At 72.3% G+C, this 18514-nt stretch carries 18 protein-coding genes and 1 tRNA gene; 10 read left to right on the plus strand and 9 right to left on the minus strand.

Features of this window, described 5'->3' with window-relative positions; translation table 11 throughout:
* The 3 genes from F8A92_RS15910 to F8A92_RS15920 form a co-directional block, all read left to right on the plus strand.
* Positions 1-1197 (plus strand): type VII secretion protein EccE (locus F8A92_RS15910; RefSeq protein WP_228389501.1); only part of this gene is annotated, 1197 nt, incomplete at its 5' end.
* Positions 1194-1937 (plus strand): hypothetical protein, encoded by a 744-nt coding sequence (locus tag F8A92_RS15915; protein WP_153506161.1) that lies wholly within the window; start codon positions 1194-1196, stop codon positions 1935-1937. The genes F8A92_RS15910 and F8A92_RS15915, both read left to right, overlap by 4 nt.
* 95 nt (positions 1938-2032) lie before the next feature.
* A complete protein-coding gene (locus F8A92_RS15920; protein WP_153506162.1) occupies positions 2033-2242 on the plus strand; it encodes a dodecin in 210 nt (69 codons plus the stop codon).
* A 4-nt stretch (positions 2243-2246) separates the two neighbouring features.
* Here the strand turns inward: F8A92_RS15920 and F8A92_RS15925 are convergent, their stop codons facing one another.
* From F8A92_RS15925 to F8A92_RS15935, 3 genes are read right to left on the minus strand one after another with little or no spacing between them, the layout of a single operon-like run.
* Positions 2247-2654, minus strand: coding sequence for a hypothetical protein (locus F8A92_RS15925; RefSeq protein ID WP_153506163.1), 408 nt, complete (start codon positions 2652-2654; stop codon positions 2247-2249).
* Positions 2648-3604 (minus strand): SseB family protein, encoded by a 957-nt coding sequence (locus tag F8A92_RS15930; protein ID WP_153506164.1) that lies wholly within the window; start codon positions 3602-3604, stop codon positions 2648-2650. Before F8A92_RS15930 ends, F8A92_RS15925 begins: the two co-directional genes overlap by 7 nt.
* Positions 3601-4515: a MinD/ParA family ATP-binding protein gene (locus F8A92_RS15935; protein WP_153506165.1), complete on the minus strand. Its 915-nt coding sequence runs from the start codon at positions 4513-4515 to the stop codon at positions 3601-3603. Before F8A92_RS15935 ends, F8A92_RS15930 begins: the two co-directional genes overlap by 4 nt.
* Before the next feature lie 479 nt (positions 4516-4994).
* On the opposite strand from F8A92_RS15935, the gene F8A92_RS15940 reads away from it, so the two are divergent.
* Together F8A92_RS15940 and F8A92_RS15945 are read left to right on the plus strand one after the other, a co-directional pair.
* Complete coding sequence (locus F8A92_RS15940) at positions 4995-6647, plus strand: AAA family ATPase (RefSeq protein ID WP_228389502.1); 1653 nt, start codon at positions 4995-4997, stop codon at positions 6645-6647.
* A gap of 37 nt (positions 6648-6684) precedes the next feature.
* Positions 6685-7245, plus strand: coding sequence for a dihydrofolate reductase family protein (locus tag F8A92_RS15945; protein WP_153506167.1), 561 nt, complete (start codon positions 6685-6687; stop codon positions 7243-7245).
* A gap of 32 nt (positions 7246-7277) precedes the next feature.
* On the opposite strand, the gene F8A92_RS15950 is transcribed toward F8A92_RS15945, so the two are convergent.
* Positions 7278-8411, minus strand: a complete 1134-nt coding sequence (locus F8A92_RS15950; RefSeq protein WP_153506168.1) for a M23 family metallopeptidase — start codon at positions 8409-8411, stop codon at positions 7278-7280.
* 305 nt (positions 8412-8716) lie between these two features.
* Here F8A92_RS15950 and F8A92_RS15955 point away from each other — a divergent pair, with 305 nt between their 5' ends.
* The 3 genes from F8A92_RS15955 (at position 8717) to F8A92_RS15965 (ending at position 13762) form a co-directional block, all read left to right on the plus strand.
* On the plus strand, positions 8717-10069 hold the full coding sequence (locus F8A92_RS15955) for a serine hydroxymethyltransferase (RefSeq protein ID WP_153506169.1): 1353 nt from the start codon (positions 8717-8719) through the stop codon (positions 10067-10069).
* Between the two features lie 74 nt (positions 10070-10143).
* Positions 10144-11097 (plus strand): DUF808 domain-containing protein, encoded by a 954-nt coding sequence (locus F8A92_RS15960; RefSeq protein ID WP_153506170.1) that lies wholly within the window; start codon positions 10144-10146, stop codon positions 11095-11097.
* A 70-nt stretch (positions 11098-11167) separates the two neighbouring features.
* Entirely contained in the window at positions 11168-13762 is a 2595-nt protein-coding gene (locus F8A92_RS15965; protein ID WP_153506171.1) for a bifunctional FO biosynthesis protein CofGH, read from the plus strand.
* Positions 13763-13901: 139 nt separating this feature from the next.
* Here F8A92_RS15965 and F8A92_RS15970 read toward each other — a convergent pair whose 3' ends face one another.
* Positions 13902-14519, minus strand: a complete 618-nt coding sequence (locus F8A92_RS15970) for a class I SAM-dependent methyltransferase (protein ID WP_153506172.1) — start codon at positions 14517-14519, stop codon at positions 13902-13904.
* A gap of 67 nt (positions 14520-14586) precedes the next feature.
* Here F8A92_RS15970 and F8A92_RS15975 point away from each other — a divergent pair.
* Positions 14587-14657: transfer RNA gene (locus tag F8A92_RS15975), tRNA-Gly, on the plus strand.
* An 85-nt stretch (positions 14658-14742) separates the two neighbouring features.
* Here F8A92_RS15975 and F8A92_RS15980 read toward each other — a convergent pair.
* Positions 14743-15627, minus strand: coding sequence for an SCO6745 family protein (locus F8A92_RS15980; RefSeq protein ID WP_153506173.1), 885 nt, complete (start codon positions 15625-15627; stop codon positions 14743-14745).
* Positions 15628-15725: 98 nt separating this feature from the next.
* Positions 15726-16928: an NUDIX domain-containing protein gene (locus F8A92_RS15985; protein WP_153506174.1), complete on the minus strand. Its 1203-nt coding sequence runs from the start codon at positions 16926-16928 to the stop codon at positions 15726-15728.
* A 59-nt stretch (positions 16929-16987) separates the two neighbouring features.
* Between F8A92_RS15985 and dcd the strand changes: the two genes are divergently transcribed.
* Positions 16988-17566 (plus strand): dCTP deaminase, encoded by a 579-nt coding sequence (gene dcd / locus F8A92_RS15990; protein WP_153506175.1) that lies wholly within the window; start codon positions 16988-16990, stop codon positions 17564-17566.
* A gap of 9 nt (positions 17567-17575) precedes the next feature.
* Here dcd and F8A92_RS15995 read toward each other — a convergent pair whose 3' ends face one another.
* Both F8A92_RS15995 and F8A92_RS18680 read right to left on the minus strand, forming a co-directional pair.
* On the minus strand, positions 17576-18121 hold the full coding sequence (locus tag F8A92_RS15995; protein ID WP_153506176.1) for a gamma carbonic anhydrase family protein: 546 nt from the start codon (positions 18119-18121) through the stop codon (positions 17576-17578).
* Between the two features lie 174 nt (positions 18122-18295).
* Positions 18296-18514 (minus strand): hypothetical protein (locus tag F8A92_RS18680; protein WP_228389503.1); only part of this gene is annotated, 219 nt, incomplete at its 5' end.

Below are 18514 nucleotides of genomic sequence, written 5' to 3' on the forward strand. Positions count from 1 at the left end.
GCGAGCGCCGTCTGCACCAGCGCGCCCGCCATGGCGGAGAGGCGCCGGATCGTCGAGCCGCCGGTCGAGATCCGGCAGCGCCGCTGGGGCGGGCTGCACCCGGGCCAGGTCGTCGCGGCGGAGGCGGCGGTCGTGGCCGCCGCGGCGGGGTCGCGCAGCCCGTGGCCCGTGCTGCTGCCGGTGGTGCTCGCAACTGCCGCCGTCCTCGCCTGCTGCTTCGTCCGGCTCCGCGGCCGGTGGCTGTACGAGTGGCTCGGGACCGCGCTGCGCTACCTGGTCCGTACCCGCGCCGGCACGCTCGACGAGCAGCGCCCCGTGGACGGCGTCCTCGCGGCGACGACGCACGGCGGCGCACTGCGCCGGCTGGAGATCGACGGCGCGGAGGTGGCTGTGCTGACGGACTCGACGGGGTACACCGCCGTGCTGGAGGTCGTCCCGGACGGCGCGGATCCCGCGGGCGGTCAGCGTCTCCTCCCCCCGTTGGGTGAGCTCCTTCCGCACAACGAACCGGGCGACGTGCCGATCTCCGTGCAGGTGGTCACGCACACGGTGCCCGCACCCAGCGTCGCCGCCGCCGACGACGCGGCCGCCCACTCCTACCGCGAGCTCGGTGGTGGCCAGATCCCGTCGCGGCGCCGCACCTGGTTGTGCGTGCAGGCGATGCATTCCGCCGAGGTGCCGACGCCGCGCGCCGTCGAGCAGGCCCTGATCAATGCGGTACGCCGGATCCAGCGGCGGATGCGCAAGTCGGGATTCCGGCCGCGGGTGCGCAGCGTGCGCGAGACCGCCGCAGACCTGCTCGGCCTGGTCCGCGTCGACCCGGGACAGCCGGCCGACGGCCCGGCGGTGCGCGAGCGGTGGGGCCGGTGGACCGCCGGCCGCGCGACGCACGTGACGTACCGGGTGAGCGGCTGGCCGGCCCTCGCCGACCGGGCCGCGGCGGGCCCGCTGATCGACGGCATCGACTCGGTGCCGGCGACCTCCCGGACCAGCTCTCTGGCCGGCCGCCGCGTCGGAGAGCTCGTCGACGTCGAGGCCGTCCTGCGGTTCACCACCGCCGAGGGCGCCGGGCAGCGCGCAGTCGACGATGCGCTCGGCGCACTGCTGCGCGGTTCGGGCGCCGTCCTGCAGCGTCTGGACGGCGATCACCGCTTCGGCGTCGGCGCGACCCTGCCGACGGGCGGGTTCGCGGTATGAGCGAGGTCTTCGACGACGTCCGCCGGGCGGCCGACATGGCGGTGCCGGCCCAGGTCACGGCGGCACGGACCAGCGCGGAGGTACTCGCCGGCATCGGTCTCGCCGTGGGCGGCGGCGGGATGATCCTCGGCCGGGACCGCGACGGAGTCCCCGTCGTGCGGGAGATCTTCCACCATGAGCCACGAGAGATCCTCGTGGTCGGCACGCTGGGCCTGGCGAAGGTCATCGCTTTCCGCGCGCTGGCGCTCGGTGCCCAGGTCTGGGTCGAGACCCGGCGCGTAGCGGCGTGGGAATCCTTCATTCGTACCTCTGCCGGCGCGTCCGGCGCCATCCAGGTGGTCCGGGAGTTCCCCGACACCCGGTTCGCCGACGAGGATCGCCCGATGCTGGTGGTCGTCGACAGCGACTCGTCGCTGTCCGAGGAGGACCAGGTGGGCACGCCGTGGACGACGGTGCTGACGGTCTATGCGCAGCTCACGCCGTGGAACGTCGCCGACCTCGGCCAGGCGGACCTGGTCGTCATGCAGGAGCTGGCACCCGGTGAGATCCGGCTGGCGGCGTCGGCCCTGCGCGGCAGCGGCATCGAGGACCGCCCCGCGGAGGTCGGTCCGGGGGAGATCACCGTGATCGCCGGTGGCGACGCGCAGGTCGCCACCCCGGCGCTCACCAGCGTCGAGGGCTATCTGATCGGCGACATCCGCCGCGCCCGGCGCGCCGCGGGGCGGCCGCGGAACGGCTGAGACCGGCGACGGCTTCCGCAACCCGGGCCCGGCACGACAGACTGAGGCGCAGACGGAGGTCATCCGGGCCTCGCCGACCGATGAACGGACAGATGATGAGCGAGCACACGTACGGGATCTCGGAGATCGTCGGCTCGTCGACGACAGGTATGGACGACGCGATCAAGAACGCGGTCGAGAAGGCCGCCAAGACGGTCCGCGGCCTCGAGTGGTTCGAGGTGACGCAGGTCCGCGGCCACCTGGAGGAGGGCACCGTGGGGCACTACCAGGTCACCGTCAAGATCGGCTTCCGGATCGACGACTAGGCGGCTACCGGGTGCCTGCGCGCGGGTCGAGGTCGATCACCTGCTCCTGCCGGTGCTGCACCTCCGCGGCAGGCACCCACCCGCGATAGACGCCCCGTTCCACCCGCTCCAGGTCCGCCGCGGCGGCCGCGGGCGCATCGTGCGCGAGGGATTCCACGTACAGCTCGTGATCCGTCTCGTCCAGGAGGGCGACGAGGAGGTTTCGGTATCGACCGACGGGGCGCCGGTACTGCAGGCTGGCGCACTCCGCCAGCGGAACCTCGCGGACGAAGTGGTCACCGGCCTCGAGGAACCCCTCGACCGGCCGGTCGCTGCGCAGGCTGACGAGCCGCTGCTCCGCGCCGAGATACACCGCGGCGTCGTACTCGACGCCGCGGTAGCCCGCGACGATGCGGGGCGGCCGCGTCACCACGGTGTGCTCCCGCGCGGCGGTGGCCCGTCGGCGCGCGTGTCGAGCACCTCGCCGGCGCGGGCGATCAGCCGCCAGCCGCCGGCGGCACCGTCGAACAACGCGACCCGGCGCTCGGCGCCGTCGGTGATCTCCCAGATCTCGGCGCCGGTCGGCAACGGCGCGCGGTTGGCCTTGAGCTCCCTGATCACCTGGCCGCGCCCGGGGCCGAAGCCGAGGCCGGTGAACGGCGGTTCCTCCACGATCGTCCCGCCGACCAGGTCCCGTGCGCGCGGGGTCTCGCCGCCGTACGCATCGGCGTACAGCCCGAGCGCGAGCGGTCGCCACCGCAGCACGAAGGCGGCGCCGGCCTCGTTCAGGTAGTCGTCCGCGGGCAGCGCGAGCGACTCGACGAGCACCCGGGGGCTGCTGATGTGCTCCACGTGCCAGTAGAGCTGGCAGTAGCCCGAGACGGTGGAGACGCGGTCGGTCACGAACCTCTCGGCGGCGCCCCGGGGCAGCGCCTTCTGCAGCACGAGCTCGAAGCGGCCCTCGGGCGTGTCCAGCAGCTCGATCGGGGGTGCGGCGAGCCGTGCCACCATCCCGGACTCGAGGTAGAACGCGACGCCGAGCCCCGGGTTCACGGCCAGCCCGAACGCGGGGTCCGGCCAGGCGGCGGCGAGCTCGTCGAGGCGGGTGACGGCGCCGTGCACCAGGCTCCCGGAGCTCGCCAGCGACATCGCCTCGAACGACGTGTACGCCGTCACGAAGGTCCGCTCGTCGTCGGCGTACGTCGGCCAGCGGGTCTCCTCGCGTCCGTCCTGCGCGGCGCGGGTGGTCGGCATGACCAGCTGCGCGGGCATCAGCAGGCCCCAGCAGCGAGCGGTGTCACCGGCCGAGAACGCCGCCTGCAGCTCGCGCTCGAAGTCGCTCGCCGCCGTCCACGGAAGCTCGGCGCGGAGCGGGCCCGTCATGCGCCGCCACGGAACGCGGAGTCGAGCGCGAGCGACGCCAGGTCCTGTGCGGCCTGCCGCGTCTCCGGCTGCAGCTGGGCGAAGTCGAGATAGCCGCCGGTTGCGATGGCCGGATCCGCGGGCACGCAGACCACCGTGCGGCAGATCTGCTCCAGTCCGCGCTTGGTCTCCTCGACGTCGATGCTCGGCTGCTGCCCGACGTTCCCGACGACCACGATCGACCGGCGCGCGAGGTCGTCGTGGCCGGTGGAGATCAGCCATTCCAGCGCATTGTGCGCCGACAGTACGCCGTCCACGCTCGCCGACGTCGCGATGACCAGGGCGTGCGAGGCCTCGACCACCCGACGCATCAGGGATCCGGCGATCCCCGTCCCGCAATCGGTGATGGAGACCGGGAAGTAGCGGTAGAGCGCGCGGACGGCCGCGACGTAGGTCTGCTCGTCGAACGCGGCGCTCTGTGCGGGGTTCCGGCCGGACGGCACGACCCACACCCCGTCGTCGGTGCGGGCGACCATGCCCCGCAGCACCGCCAGCGTCCCGGGGTCGCCCATCGCGGCGATGTCGTGCGCCGACGCGACCGGCGGGGTACCGAGCCGCAGCAGGAGCGACCCGTACGTGGTGTCGCTGTCGAGCAGCAGGACGGGTTCGGGGCGGCCGCGCGCGATGGTGCGCGCCAGCAGGATCGCCGACGTGGTCTTCCCGACGCCGCCCTTGAGCCCCACGACGCTGATCCGGCGCGGCGTCTCGATGCGGCGTCCGAGAGCGTCGCTACTCGCGTTGCGGGGCAGCTCGGCCGGGCGCCGGCCACGCCCGAACCAGCGGCGCCGGGCGGGCGCGACGTTCGTCAGGTGCGCGACCCGCGGGTCCAGGTGCGGCGCGACCGGGCGCAGATCGTCGGCGCCGGTCGTCACCCGCGTGCGGCGGCCGGGCTCCGCGAACCGGTCGCCTCCGGGGGCGGGCCCGGACTCGCCTGGGTCGGCCGGGGGCCCGTCCGGTCCGCGACCGAGCCGGTCGGGCGATGCAGCGGTGAACTGCGACGGGCGCCGGGGAGCGATCGGGGGCGGGCTGGTGGGCGGAGCCACCGCCGGCCGGGGACCGGAGCCCGTGGGCGGAAGCGGCGACGGTGCTGGTACCGAGCCCGGGGGAGCAGGGCGCCCCTCAGGGATGTTCGTCATGCGCTTCCCATCGGTGATCGGTGACGGCACGGTCGATCATAGGTGTCGACGGGCTGTAGGAGCCCGTCCGCCGCCGTGGCGTTCCGCCTCCGCCGCGTGGCGGGGGCGCGGCACACTGCAATAATCGCTGGCGGCTGAGCAAGTGACTCCGACGTACGAGAAGTGGGGCCATGGCGCGGACGATACAAGTCGATCCCGGCAGAGCAGGGTGCTACGTGAAGATCGCCGAGGCGATCGACGAGGCGCCCGCCGGGGCGGTGATCCGGATCGCCCCGGGCGAGTACGCCGAGAGCCTGCGCATCCTCGGCAAGGAGGTGACCCTCGAGGGGACGCCGGTCGACGAGGCTGCCGAGGGCGGCGGCGCGGCGCCACCCGTGCGGATCGTCGGGGACGGCGGCTGGGCGCCCACCGTCGAGCAGTCCGGCGGCCGGCTGACGCTCATGCACCTGGCGATCGCCGCCCGGGACGCCGACGCGGTCAAGGTCGTCGGCGGCGCACTGCGCGTGGAGTCCGCCGCGCTGAGCGCATCCACCGGCAACGCCCTGCGGGTCGTCGACGGCGCGACGGTCACGGGTCGCGGGCTCACGATCGCCGACTCGCAGGTCGGCGTCCTGTTCGAGGATGCCGAGGGCGAGATCACCGATTCGGTGATCCGCGACATCGGCGACGACGGAGTCGTGATCCGGATCGGCGCCACGCCGGTGCTGCGCAGCTGCACGATCGAGAACGCCGGCGGCCGCGGCATCTACGTGTACGAGTCGGCCAAGCCGACCATCGAGGGCTGCGAGATCGTCGGCGCCCGCGGGGAAGGCATCTCGATCGCGCAGGGCGCCGCGCCGACGTTGAGCCTGTGCAAGGTCGTCGGGGCCGGATCCGCAGGGATCCGGTTCGCACCCGGCACGGCGGGGTCGCTGCGCGGCTGCAGCACCGAACGCTGCGGATCACCGGAGATCGACATCGCCGACGGCGCGGACGTCGACCGCAGCGACGCGAATGCGGACGCCGCCGGACTCGGCGCGGTCGAGACCCCGAAGGGCGACCCTGCGAAGGTCGCGTCGCTGCTCGCCGAGCTCGACGGCATGGTCGGGCTCGAGGGCGTCAAGGCCGAGGTCCGCTCGATCATCGACGAGATCCAGGTCAACGAGTGGCGGCGGGCCGCGGGCCTGAGCACCGGAGGCATGTCGAACCACCTGATCTTCGCCGGCGCACCGGGCACCGGCAAGACGACTGTCGGGCGCATCTACGGGCAGCTGCTCGCCGCCCTCGGCGTCCTGCCGGGTGGCCCGCTCAAGGAGGTATCGCGGCGCGACCTGGTCGGTCAGTACGTCGGGCACACGGCGGAGAAGACGGCGGCCGTCTTCGACGAGGCCAAGGGCGGCGTGGTGTTCCTCGACGAGGCCTACACCCTTACCCGGCAGGCCGGCGGCGGCAGCAACGACTTCGGCCAGGAGGCGGTCGACATGATCGTCAAGCTGATGGAGGACATGCGCAAGGACATCGCCGTCATCGCCGCCGGCTACACCAACGAGATGCGCGACTTCCTCGACGCGAACCCGGGCCTCGCCTCCCGCTTCGTGAAGACCATCGAGTTCGAGAACTACGACGCCGAGGACCTGACGCGGATCATCACCGGCATGGTGTCCGGCAACGACTACCGGCTCGGTGAGGGCGCCACCGACCTGCTGCGCGGATACTTCGCACAGCTGCCCCGCGACGCGAGCTTCGGCAACGCGCGCGACGCGCGCAAGCTCTTCGAGAAGCTCCGCAAGGTCCAGTCCGGGCGGTTGCGCCGGCTCCCTGGCCGGCCGGATCTCGAGGCGCTGATCACCATCACCGCGGACGACGTCCGCGCCGCCGTCGCGTCCTAGGCTCGCCGTCGGGACCGGACGGTCCTAGGCTGGCGGCATGCCAGGATCGCTGATCGTGTCGATGGGCGTCTCCGTCGACGGCTTCATCCAGGACCGCCAGGGCCGGTTCGACTGGTCCGAGCCCGGTGAGGAGCAGTTCGCCTTCCACCTCGAGCAGGTCCGCGGCCTCGGCGGCGTCCTGCTGGGCCGGCGGCTGTACGAGAGCATGGTGGTCTGGGAGACCGACCCGTCGTTCCTGCAGACCGCGCAGGACCATGCCTTCGCCGCTGCCTGGAGCGCTCTGCCGAAGGTGGTCTTCAGCCGCACCCTCGACCGCGTGCAGGGCAACGCCCGCCTGGCCTCGGGCTCGGTGGCCGACGAGGTGCGCGCCATGGTCTCCTCGACCGAGCAGGACGTCGAGATCGGCGGAGCGGACCTGGCCGGTCAGGCGATCGGTCTGGGCCTCGTCGACGAGTTCCATCTCTTCCGCGGCCCGATCATCGTCGGGGGCGGTACGCCGCTCCTGCCACCGGTGACGGAGGCCATCCGGCTCGAGCTGGTCGAGACCCGGACCTTCGCGTCGAAGGTGCTGTACGAACGCTATCGCCGCGCACCCTAGGGGTCGCCTGCTGCGTCGCGACGAGCCGACCTTTAGCCGACGAAGATGCCGCGCGCGGCGAGCCACGCCTGCGGGTCGACGCGCTGCCCGTAGGCGCCCTTCTGCACCTCGAAGTGCAGGTGCGGGCCGGTCGAGTAGCCGCGATTGCCGATGTCGGCGATGTGCTGTCCGGCGGCGACGGTCTGGCCCGCCTGGACGTAGTACTGGTTGACGTGCCCGTAGACCGTGACGTCGCCGTTCGCGTGCTGGATGTAGACGGCCAGGCCGAACCCGGTGGCCGGTCCGGCGCGCAGCACGGTGCCGGCGCCCGCCGCGAAGATCGGCGTGCCGATCGCGTTGGCGATGTCGATGCCCTGGTGGAAGGTGCCCCAGCGGGAGCAGAAGCAGCTGGTGAAGGTGCCGGAGGCGGGCAACGCCCACTCGCCGGTGACCTGGCCGGTGACGCCGGTCGAGTCCGTGGCCACGCCGGGCGCGTCGCCCTGCGGCTGCGTCGGGATGCCGGCCTGCTTCTTGAGCCCGTCCATCTGCTGCTGCGCGGCGGCCAGCTTCGCCTGGCTGTCGGAGGAGACCTTCTGCGCCTCCTCCGCCTTCGCCTGGGCGTCGGCCGCGGCCGCATCGGCGGCCGTGCTCGCCGCCTGCTGCTTCTCCTGCGCGGCGACCATCGCCTCGATGTGCGCGACCTGGTAGCCGCTGACCTGGTCGCTCAGCACGACCTTGTCGATGAAGTCCTGAGGACCGTCGGAGGACAGCAGCGTCGCCTGCGACAACGAGATCGGGCCCTGCTTGTACAGGTCGGCGGCGACCTCGTTGGCGTCCTTCTTGGCCTTGTCCGCCTCCGCCGTCGCGACGTCCAGGTCGGCCTTGGCCTTGGCGGCGGCGTCCTTGGCGACGCTGGACTGCCCGACCGCCTGGTTCGCGGCGTCCGCCGCGGCGAGCATCTCGGCGTTGAGCTTGTCGATCTGCTGCTGCAGTGCGACGACCTCGGGGGAGACCTGACCGCCGGTGCCCGTCTGCGCAGCCTCGACGCTCTTCGCGGAGGGCGCGGCGCCCGACGCGCCCGCGCCGGAGGAGGGGCTCGCGGAGCCGGAGGAGGAGGGAGCGGCGCTGGCGCTGAGCGGAGTGCTCACAGCCACCGTGAAGGCGGCCAGCGCACTCACGATCACCATCTTGCGACGATGCACTAGGTCAGGTTCCTTACAGTCATGTCGGGTGCCACGGCCTGACACACGATAACGGACAGGTAAAGACAGTCAATAGTCTGCACCTGGGCTGCACCGTCGCGGCCGTTGTCCACAGCACTGTGGACGGCTCCCGACTCGGTATTCGCGTCGAGTCAGGTCATCGGAACTGAACGGCGGATGCCCACTCAGTAACGATCCGGTAACACGGTAGCGTGCCGAGCGCGCTCCGTCGACCCTTCGAGGTTCAGGTAACACTTTCGTATGCGTGAGACCGACCCAGGAGGCAAGCGATGAGCGGAGCGCTCACCCGGCGAGACTGGCTGCCGCCACAGGTGCAGGACCGGATCGAGCAGGCCCGCGGCCTGGCCGCCGGCGCCCCCGCCGAGATCCTCGCCGGCCTCGAGGAGCTCGTCGCCGAGAATCATCGGATCCACGACGTCGAGTGCCTGAACCTCAACCCGGCGACCAACGTGATGAACCCCCGCGCCGAGGCGCTCCTCTCGCGCGGGCTGGGCACCCGGGCGTCCCTGGGCTACCCGGGCGACAAGTACGAGGTGGGCCTCGAGGCCATCGAGCAGATCGAGGTGGTCGCCGCCGAGCTCGCGGCCCGGGTGTTCGGCGCGACGTACGCCGAGGTCCGGGTCGGCTCCGGGGCGTTGGCCAACCTCTACGCGTTCATGGCCACCACCCGGCCGGGACAGCGCATCATCGCGCCGCCCGCCACCATCGGCGGGCACGTCACGCATCACGTCGGCGGAGCGGCCGGCTGGTACGGGCTCGAGACGCTCGAGGCGCCGGTCGACCCGCGGAGCTACTCGATCGACGTCGACGCCCTGCGCGCGCTCGCGCGCGAGACCCGTCCCGCGCTGATCACCGTCGGCGGCTCGCTCAATCTCCAGCCGCACCCCGTGGCCGACCTGCGTGCCGTTGCCGACGAGGTGGGCGCCCTGCTGCTGTTCGACGCGGCGCATCTGTGCGGAGTGATCGCCGGCGGCGCCTGGCCCAACCCGCTCGAGCAGGGCGCGCACCTGATGACGATGTCGACGTACAAGAGCCTCGGTGGTCCACCCGGCGGCCTCGTCGTCACCCGCGATGCGGAGCTCGCGCAGCGTCTGGAGGCGATCGCCTACCCCGGTTTGACGGCCAACTCCGATGCCGGGCGCGTCGCGGCGCTCGCGGTCACGCTCGTCGACTGGACGGCGGCCGGCATGTCGTACGCCGAGGAGATGGTCGCCTCGGCCGCGGCGCTCGCCGCCGCGCTGCAGTCCCGGTCGGTGCCGGTCTTCTCGACGTCCGCGGGCCCGACCAGCTCCCACCAGATCGCCATCGAGGCGGCGGCGTACGGCGGCGGGCAGCATGCCGCCCGAGCGCTGCGCCGTACCGCCAACCTGCTCACCTGCGGCATCGGGTTGCCGCTCGCTCCGATCGCGAACGACCTGAACGGCCTGCGCATCGGCACGCCCGAGGCCGTGCGCCTGGGCATGACGACCGCCGACATGCCGCAGCTCGCGGAGCTCATCGCCAGGGGGCTGGACGGCGACGCGACCGTCGCCGCCGAGGTGACCGAGTGGCGCAGCGCCTTCACCGACGTGCACTACACCGCGGATCCCGCCGCGAGCGCTCCTCAGTTCCGTAAGATCTAGGTGCCGCAGACGACTGTCTCTCGCCGGATGCGACGCGTGCCGCGGCCACGCCGTCGCCTCCGTGGAGCGATCTGATGGCCGCTGGGCTCGCCGCGCTACTCGACGACATCGCCGCCCTCGTCAAGGCCGCCGCCGCGTCGGCGGACGACGTCGCGGCCGCGGCCGGACGGGCGAGCGCCAAGGCGGCCGGCGTGGTCATCGACGACACGGCCGTCACGCCCAGGTACGTGCAGGGCATCGAGCCCAAGCGCGAGCTGCCGATCATCAAGAAGATCGCGATCGGCTCGCTCCGCAACAAGCTGCTGTTCATCCTCCCCGCGGCGATGCTGCTCAGCCAGTTCATCCCCTGGCTGCTGACGCCGTTGCTGATGCTCGGCGGCACCTATCTGGCCTACGAAGGCGCCGAGAAGGTCTGGGAGTGGATCTCCGGCCACCACGAGGTCGAGGCCGACGACCAGCCGGGCATCGACAGCACCGACCGCGAGAAGCAGATCATCACCGGCGCCGTCCGGACCGACTTCATCCTGTCGACCGAGATCATGGTCATCTCCCTCAACGAGGTCGCCGACGAGCCGTTCTGGTCACGGCTGCTGATCATGATCGTCGTCGCCATCGCCATCACCGTGCTGGTGTACGGACTCGTCGGGCTGATCGTGAAGATGGACGACATCGGCCTGGCGATGGCCAAGCGCGACTCCGAGGGCGCGCAGCGGGTCGGGCTGGGCCTGGTGCGCGCGATGCCGAAGGTGCTGAGCGTCCTGTCCACCGTCGGCATCGTCGCGATGCTGTGGGTGGGCGGCCACATCCTGCTCGTCGGCGTCGACGACCTCGGCTGGCACGCGCCGTACGGCCTCGTGCACCGCCTCGAGGAGGCCGTGCACGGCGTCGGCGGCATCGGCGGCGTACTCGCCTGGCTCGTGAACACGCTGGCCTCGGCGGTCGTCGGCCTGGTGGTCGGCGCGGTCGTGGTGCTGGTCGCGCACTTCGTCCCGCGCCGCAAGAAGCCGGCCGAGACGGCCGCGCACTGACGGGCTACGCCCGAGGGGAGAGGCGGGCATAGAGTTGGCGGCGCCACAGCCGACCGTCGAAGGACTCTGCTTGAGCATCAACCCGCCGACCGAATCCGCCATGCGACGCGCGCTCGCCCGAGCCGAGCGCGCAACCTCGATCGATGAGACCGAGGCGGAGGTGCTGCTGCACGCGCGCGGCGCCGACCTCCAGCGGTTGTGCGCCGCGGCGTCCCTGGTCCGCGACAGCGGCCTGCAGGCCGCCGGCCGGCCCGGCGTGCTGACGTACAGCAAGAAGGTCTTCATCCCGGTCACCCGGCTGTGCCGCGACCGCTGCCACTACTGCACCTTCGTCACCGTGCCCGGCCGCCTTCCCGCGGCGTACCTGTCGCCGGACGAGATCCTCGAGATCGCCCGGCAGGGCGCCGAGCTCGGCTGCAAGGAGGCGCTGTTCACCCTCGGTGACCGGCCCGAGGATCGCTGGGACGCCGCCGCCCGGTGGCTCGACGAGGCCGGCTACCCGGACACCCTCTCGTACGTGCGCGCCATGGCGATCCGGGTCCTGGAGGAGACCGGCCTGCTGCCACACCTCAACCCCGGCGTGATGTCGTGGGCCGAGCTCCAGCGGCTGCGGCCCGTCGCGCCCTCCATGGGGATGATGCTCGAAACGACGTCCCGCCGGCTGTACGAGACCCCCGGTGAGGCGCACTACGCGTCGCCGGACAAGGACCCCGACGTGCGGATCCGGGTGCTCGAGGACGCCGGCCGGCTCAACATCCCGTTCACCACCGGGCTGCTGATCGGCATCGGGGAGACGTACGCCGAGCGCGTCGACTCGATCTTCACACTGCGCCGGATCGCGCGCACGTACGGCGGGATCCAGGAAGTCATCATCCAGAACTTCCGCGCCAAGCCGGACACCGCGATGCGCGCCGCCCCGGACGCCGACATCGAGGAGTTCGCCGCCGCGCTCGCGGTCACCCGCATCGTGCTCGGCCCGAAGATGCGCCTGCAGGCACCCCCCAACCTCGCGCCGAACGACCTCGCGTTGCTGATGGCGGCCGGCATCGACGACTGGGGCGGCATCTCGCCGGTGACCCCCGACCACGTCAACCCCGAGTACCCCTGGCCGCAGATCGACGAGCTCGCCGCGTTCGTCGAGCAGCGTGGCTTCACGCTGCGCGAGCGGCTCACCATCTATCCCGAGTACGTCCGGCGCCGCGAGGCATGGCTCGACCCCCGCCTGTTCGGCCATGTCGCCGCGCTCGCCGGCGCCGACGACCTCGCCGACGAGAACGCCGTCGTGCAAGGGAAGCCGTGGCAGGAGCCGCCGTCCGCGATGGTGGCGAGCGGTCGCGTCGACCTGCACACCGCCATCGACACCGAGGGCCGCCGGACCGAGACCCGCTCCGACTTCGACGAAGGCGTCTACGGAGACTGGACGGAGATCGGCCGCGCGGTCCGGCAGCCCGGGGCCCGCGGATCCTCGGCGACGATGCGCGCCGAGTTCGTCGCGGCCCTGTCGGCCGCCGAGGACCGCCAGGCGGCGATGACCGACGCGCAGGCGGCGGTGCTGTTCGACGCGCAGGACGGCGCGGAGGTCGACGCGCTGGCGCAGCTCGCCGACGAGCTGCGGCGCGACGCAGTCGGCGACGACATCACGTACGTCGTCAACCGGAACATCAACTTCACCAATGTCTGCTACACCGGGTGCCGGTTCTGCGCGTTCGCGCAGCGGCGGACCGACGCCGACGCGTTCACCCTCTCGCTCGAGCAGGTCGCCGACCGGGCGCAGCAGGCGTGGGACGTCGGAGCGACCGAGGTGTGCATGCAGGGCGGGATCCACCCGGACCTGCCGGGCACGGCCTACTTCGACATCGCCCGGGCGGTCAAGCAGCGCACGCCGGACATGCACGTGCACGCCTTCTCGCCCATGGAGGTGGTCAACGGTGCGGCGCGCACCGATCTGACGATCGGCGAGTTCCTGACCGCGGCGGCCGAGGCCGGCGTCGACTCCTTCCCGGGCACGGCGGCCGAGATCCTCGACGACGACGTCCGGTGGGTGCTCACCAAGGGCAAGCTGCCGACCGCGCAGTGGATCGAGGTCGTGACGACCGCGCACCGGCTCGGTCTGCCGACGACGTCCACGATGATGTACGGCCATGTCGACAACGCCTCGCACTGGCTGGCCCACCTGCGGCTGATCGGCCGGCTGCAGGACGACACGGGCGGGTTCAGCGAGTTCGTGCTTCTGCCGTTCGTGCACTCTTCTTCGCCGATATATCTGGCAGGCATCGCGCGGCCCGGCCCGACCGCGCTCGAGAACCGAATCGTGCACGCGATGTCTCGGATTCTGCTGCACGGCAAGATCCGCAACATCCAGACGTCGTGGGTGAAGACCACCGAGCACAGCGTGGTCACCCACCTGCGTGGCGGCGTCAACGACATCGGCGGGACGCTGATGGAGGAGACGATCTCGCGGATGGCCGGCTCGGAGTCCGGCTCGTTCCGCACGATCACCGAGCTGGAGCGCATCGGTGGCCTCGCCGGCCGGCCCGTGCGCCAGCGCACCACGGAGTACGGCGAGGTGCCCGCCGAGCGGCGTGCCGCTGCGTTGCGCAGCGGCGGCGTCCTACCGGTCGACCTGCTGCGGCAGGTACCGGTCGCCGGCGCGGTCGCGAAGTAAGCGAGCGGGCCGTCGGTCGCGAGCCAGCCGTCGATCGCACCCCCGAAGCGGACTTCGGCGGCAACAGCGGGGAAATAAGCCCGCTTCTGCCGTCGGACCCCGCTCGATCGCCGCTGCCCGCTCCGCCGCCGGGCGGCCCCTATCTGCGGTAGACCGACACCGCCCAGCCGGCGTCGTCGTCGAACGGCGCCAGCTGCCAGGTGGCGAAGCGGTGCTGCAGCGCGAGCCCCGCGGCCGCGGCGTCGGCGTCCTGCATCTCGGGCGTGTAGTCCCGCCCGATCGCGAAGCCGGTGACGAGGCGGCCTCCGGGACGCAGCAGCCGCGTCAGCGAGGCCAGCACCGCGGCCTCGGTGCCCGGAGCGAGGTAGACCATCACGTTGCCGGCCAGCGCGACGATGTCGTACTCGGTGGGCAGCCCGGCGGCGGACAGCACGTCCGGAGCCAGCGTCAGCAGGTCGGCCGCGAGCAGCGGGAGATCCGGATACCGTTCGCGCCCGAGAGCGATGTGCCCGGCGTCCTTGTCGACGCCGGCCACCCGATGCCCGGCCCGCAGCAGTACCGCGCCGACGCGGCCCGCACCGCAGCCGGCATCCAGGATGGTCGAGCCCCGATCGGCGAGCGCGTCGATGAAGCGGGCCTCGCCCGCGGTGTCGGCGCCCGACTCGTGCAGGTCGCTGAACCGGTCGACGTACGCTTGCCACTTGTCCTGGTGGGCGACGAGCTCGAGGTCCCAACGCGTCGGTCGTGATGCGGTCATGCCGCTGATTCTCCCAGGGCCCGTGCACCGCTGCAGGCGGCTTGCGTATCATGGTCCGAGCATCGCTGCGGGCGTAGTTTAATGGCAGAACTTCAGCTTCCCAAGCTGATAGCGCGGGTTCGATTCCCGTCGCCCGCTCAACTGCCGAACCCCTCCACTCTCAATCGGCCGTACGGCTCAGGAGATGCGGAGGGGTTCGGCGTTTTCGTGGATCGTGCGGGGATCAACCCTTCGGCTTGGTGCCCGGGAGCAGGCCGGCGTCGATGACCGCCTTCACGTACGGACGGGCGGCCGCGAAGATCTCGTCGGCGTCGTCCACCCCGGCCCACACGCCGGCGGCGGCGTCGTCGGTCTCGTCCTCGACCTTGCGCTGCAACGCGGCACCGGCCTCGGTGAGCCGCTCGGCCCCCGCCTCGAGCAGCCCGCGAGTACGCAGCGCATCGGCGGCGGCGCCCCACTGCTCGTCGCTCCACGCGCGGCTCTTCTGGGTCTGCGCGCGCCCCATGCCCGAGACCTTCGCGGCCGGGTCGGGATGCTCGCTCTCGTGCAGCACGAGCGCCTCAATCGGCGAGAGCCCGTTGACCACCAGGGCGGCGATGTGGCCGTCGCCGCGCCATTCCCGCCAGGTGGTGAAGGCCTGCCACAGACCGACGTGCGGCTCGAGATCGCGGGACAGCCCGAGGTTCGCGCTGCCGAGCGGGCGGCCCGCTCGGTCACCGCGCGCGAGCAGCTCGGTCATCCGGTCGACGAGCCGCGGCAACGCGTCGTGGCCACGGCGGTTGCCGAACGCGACGGTGAGCGCCTTGTCGGCGATCTGCTCTCGCGCGTCGAGCAGCTGCTCGACGCTGTGCGACGACAGCGCGTCCTGCCAGCCCTTCTCGACCGCGGCCGGATTCCAGTTGTAGAAGGAGCTGGTGATCACCGCGGGGCTCGCCGGGCCGAGCGGAGCGCCGCGGAACCCGACGTACGACGCGTAGAAGCCGAGCCCTTCGGCCTTCGCGACCTCGCCGACCTGCGGTCCGAAATAGGCGACGAGATGCAGCGGCTCGAAGGCCTGGTACGCGCGGCGGGCGTTCGCGCGGGCGCGTTCGTCGTGGCGGAAGGTCATGGTTGCTCCTAGCTGGCGGAAACGAAGTGCACGTCACGGGCCGGTGCTGATCCGAGCTCGCGGGCCCCGCTCACCTAACCACGGTGGTCGCCGGCGGCTCAAGGTCGGCGGCCACCGGGCGCTGCCGCGTCGAGAGCTCCTTCGATCTCGGTGACGTGCCGGTCGAGCCGCTCCAGCCGGTCGCGGGTGCGGGCCGGTTCGCCGACCTTCGCGAGGTTGGCCATGCCGGGGTCGCCGCGGTCGATGCCCGCCGCGATCCGTTCGCACGCGACCCGCATGCGACGCCGCGCGGCATCCAGCAGGACGACGGGGGAGTACGTGCCGTACGCCGCAGCGAGGACGGCGAGCCGGTGGGCGATCCGGGCGGGCTGGATGTCGCGGTACAGCGGAACCGACGTCCATGCCAGGAAGGCGAGGTCGTCCAGCGGGTCGCCGGGGCCGGCCATGTCCCAGTCGAACAGGCCGACGGCCTCGTCGCCGCGGAACGCCCAGTTGTAGGCGCCCGGGTCGTTGTGGCAGACCACCTCGCCGTCGTCGAGCCGGCGCGTGCCGTAGCGCCAGGTCAGCTCGCCCTCCGGCCGGAAGGTGGCCAGCGCGTCGTGGATCTCGCGCAGCACCCGGCCGCAGGAGGCGATCTGCGCGTCGGTCAGGTCGTCGGTGTCCGGGCGGATCGTCGCGCCGGGGATGTAGCTGAGCACCTCGCGTCCGCGCGCGTCGTCCCCGAGCACGTCGGGTGTCTGCGCGACGCGGCGGAGGTGGGTGAGTACCGCGTGCACCGCGGGCGTCCAGGGCCCGGTGGGACGGCGCACCGTGTCACCGATCCGGACGGCGCCGCCGGTCGCTCCGCCGGGCAGCGGCGTCCCGTCGAGCAGCCGCTCGCGCAGCTCGGGCAGGAACACCCGGTCCGCGGGGATCCACTGGACGCTGTCGAGCTCCTCGGGCCCGAGCCACCGCAGCTCGCTGTGCTCGCGGGCCTCGGGACGCAGCGCCGTGGCCGGTGGCCGACCCTCGCCGCTTGCGGCCGCGTCCTCATCGAAGCCCTCGGCGTACACCGCGACGAGGCGCAGCCCGGGAGCCACCGGTGCAGAGGCGTCGAGCGTGCCGTGGACCCGCACCGAGATGCCGAGCTCCTCGCCGATCTCGCGCGTCGCCGCGTCCGCGAGCGTCTCCCCGGTCTCGACCTTCCCGCCGGGGAGCTCCCACAGGCCGGCGACCTCGGGAGGATAGGCGCGCCGCGCAGCGAGCACCTCGCCGTGCCGCAGCACGGCGACCGCAACGACGAGCTGCTCCGCGATCGGCATCCGATCACGCTAGTACGGCGGGTCGTGGGCTGTCGCCGGCGCCCCGCTAGCATGGCGGAATGCTGCTGTCTGACCGTGACCTGCGCGCTCGCATCGACACCGCCGATCTCGGCATCGAGCCCTTCGACGCCGCCCTGATCCAGCCGTCGAGCATCGACGTCCGGCTGGACCGCTACTTCCGGGTCTTCAACAACCAGCGCTACACGCACATCGATCCGGCCCAGCAGCAGGACGACCTGACGAGCGCGGTGGAGGTCGCCGACGGCGATCCCTTCGTGCTGCACCCGGGGGAGTTCGTGCTCGGCTCGACCCTCGAGGTCATCAGCCTGGCCGACGACCTCGCGGGACGGCTGGAGGGCAAGTCCAGCCTCGGCCGCCTCGGCCTGCTCACGCATTCGACGGCCGGCTTCATCGACCCGGGGTTCTCCGGGCACATCACCCTCGAGCTGTCGAACATGGCCAACCTGCCGATCACGCTGTGGCCGGGCATGAAGATCGGCCAGCTGTGCGTGTTCCAGCTCAGCAGCGCGGCCGAGCACCCGTACGGCTCGGAGATCTACGGCTCGCGCTACCAGGGGCAGCGCGGGCCCACCCCGTCGCGGTCCTTCCGCAACTGGCAGACCTGGCCAACCCGCTAGGCCCGTCGGCTAGACCGGATTGCCGTCGCGGTCGACGCGGACCGCGGCGGCGTGCATCTCCAGCCGAGCGGCGTACACCTGCCAGTTGCGCTCGATGGCCTTGCGCTCGTCCTCCGTCGTCTCCCGCACCGCCTTCGCGGGCGAGCCGATGACCAGCGAGTTGGGCGGGATCTTCGTGCCCTGCGTGACGAGCGCGCCCGCCCCGACGATCGAGCCGGTCCCGATGACCGCGCCGTTCATGATGGTGCTGCTCATCCCCACGAGGACGTCGTCCTCGACCGTGCAGCCGTGCAGGACGACGTTGTGGCCGACCGATACCCGGCTGCCGACCGTGAGCGGGTAGTCGGGATCGGCGTGGCAGGTCGAGCAGTCCTGGATGTTGCTGTGGTCGCCGATGGTGATCTGGGAGGTGTCGCCGCGGATCGCGGCGCAGTGCCACAGCGACGACTCGGCGCCCATCTTGACCTTGCCGACCACGACGGCGGTCGGCGCGATGTACGCCGTCCGGTCGATCTCGGGAGTGCCCACGTCGATTCTGAAGATGTTCTCGGCCATGCCCTGATTGTGGCAGCCGCCCGGCGGGGTCGGCGAGGCAGTCTGTGTGCCGCAGCCGGCCGCCGAGCCCGCGGCGCGCCCCCACGCGAAAGCGGGGTCCGAAGGTGAAAGCGGGGAAACTTCCCCGCTCTCACCCCCGAACCCCGCTTTCGGCGTGGGTGCCGGCCTGCGCCGCTAGCCGCGCTTGGTGTACTTCGACAGCTCCGGGTTGCCGTAGCTGCCCTTGACGTCCGAGCGGCGCTCGAGCACCGGCGTCTGCCGAACCTCGGTGGCCGCGCGTGGTGCCGCGTCCGGAGCAGCGGGCGCCTCGGCGTCCTCCGGCGCCGCGTGCCGCGGGCCGGCCGCCGGCTCGCCCTCCTCGGGAGCAGCGTGCCGCGGACCGCCCACCGCCTC

Origin of the sequence: Cumulibacter manganitolerans (genome assembly GCF_009602465.1) — a bacterium.
GTDB classification, from domain to species: Bacteria; Actinomycetota; Actinomycetes; order Mycobacteriales; family Antricoccaceae; genus Cumulibacter; species Cumulibacter manganitolerans.

Excerpts from the sequence above, each read along its gene's own strand:
- F8A92_RS15915 (WP_153506161.1), top strand. The coding sequence starts at position 1,194 with ATGAGCGAGGTCTTCGACGACGTCCGCCGGGCGGCCGACATGGCGGTG.
- F8A92_RS15920 (WP_153506162.1), top strand. The coding sequence starts at position 2,033 with ATGAGCGAGCACACGTACGGGATCTCGGAGATCGTCGGCTCGTCGACG.
- F8A92_RS15930 (WP_153506164.1), bottom strand. The coding sequence starts at position 3,604 with ATGACGGGCCCGCTCCGCGCCGAGCTTCCGTGGACGGCGGCGAGCGAC.
- F8A92_RS15945 (WP_153506167.1), top strand. The coding sequence starts at position 6,685 with ATGCCAGGATCGCTGATCGTGTCGATGGGCGTCTCCGTCGACGGCTTC.
- F8A92_RS15950 (WP_153506168.1), bottom strand. The coding sequence starts at position 8,411 with ATGGTGATCGTGAGTGCGCTGGCCGCCTTCACGGTGGCTGTGAGCACT.
- F8A92_RS15955 (WP_153506169.1), top strand. The coding sequence starts at position 8,717 with ATGAGCGGAGCGCTCACCCGGCGAGACTGGCTGCCGCCACAGGTGCAG.
- F8A92_RS15960 (WP_153506170.1), top strand. The coding sequence starts at position 10,144 with ATGGCCGCTGGGCTCGCCGCGCTACTCGACGACATCGCCGCCCTCGTC.
- F8A92_RS15970 (WP_153506172.1), bottom strand. The coding sequence starts at position 14,519 with ATGACCGCATCACGACCGACGCGTTGGGACCTCGAGCTCGTCGCCCAC.
- F8A92_RS15980 (WP_153506173.1), bottom strand. The coding sequence starts at position 15,627 with ATGACCTTCCGCCACGACGAACGCGCCCGCGCGAACGCCCGCCGCGCG.
- F8A92_RS15985 (WP_153506174.1), bottom strand. The coding sequence starts at position 16,928 with ATGCCGATCGCGGAGCAGCTCGTCGTTGCGGTCGCCGTGCTGCGGCAC.
- dcd (WP_153506175.1), top strand. The coding sequence starts at position 16,988 with ATGCTGCTGTCTGACCGTGACCTGCGCGCTCGCATCGACACCGCCGAT.
- F8A92_RS15995 (WP_153506176.1), bottom strand. The coding sequence starts at position 18,121 with ATGGCCGAGAACATCTTCAGAATCGACGTGGGCACTCCCGAGATCGAC.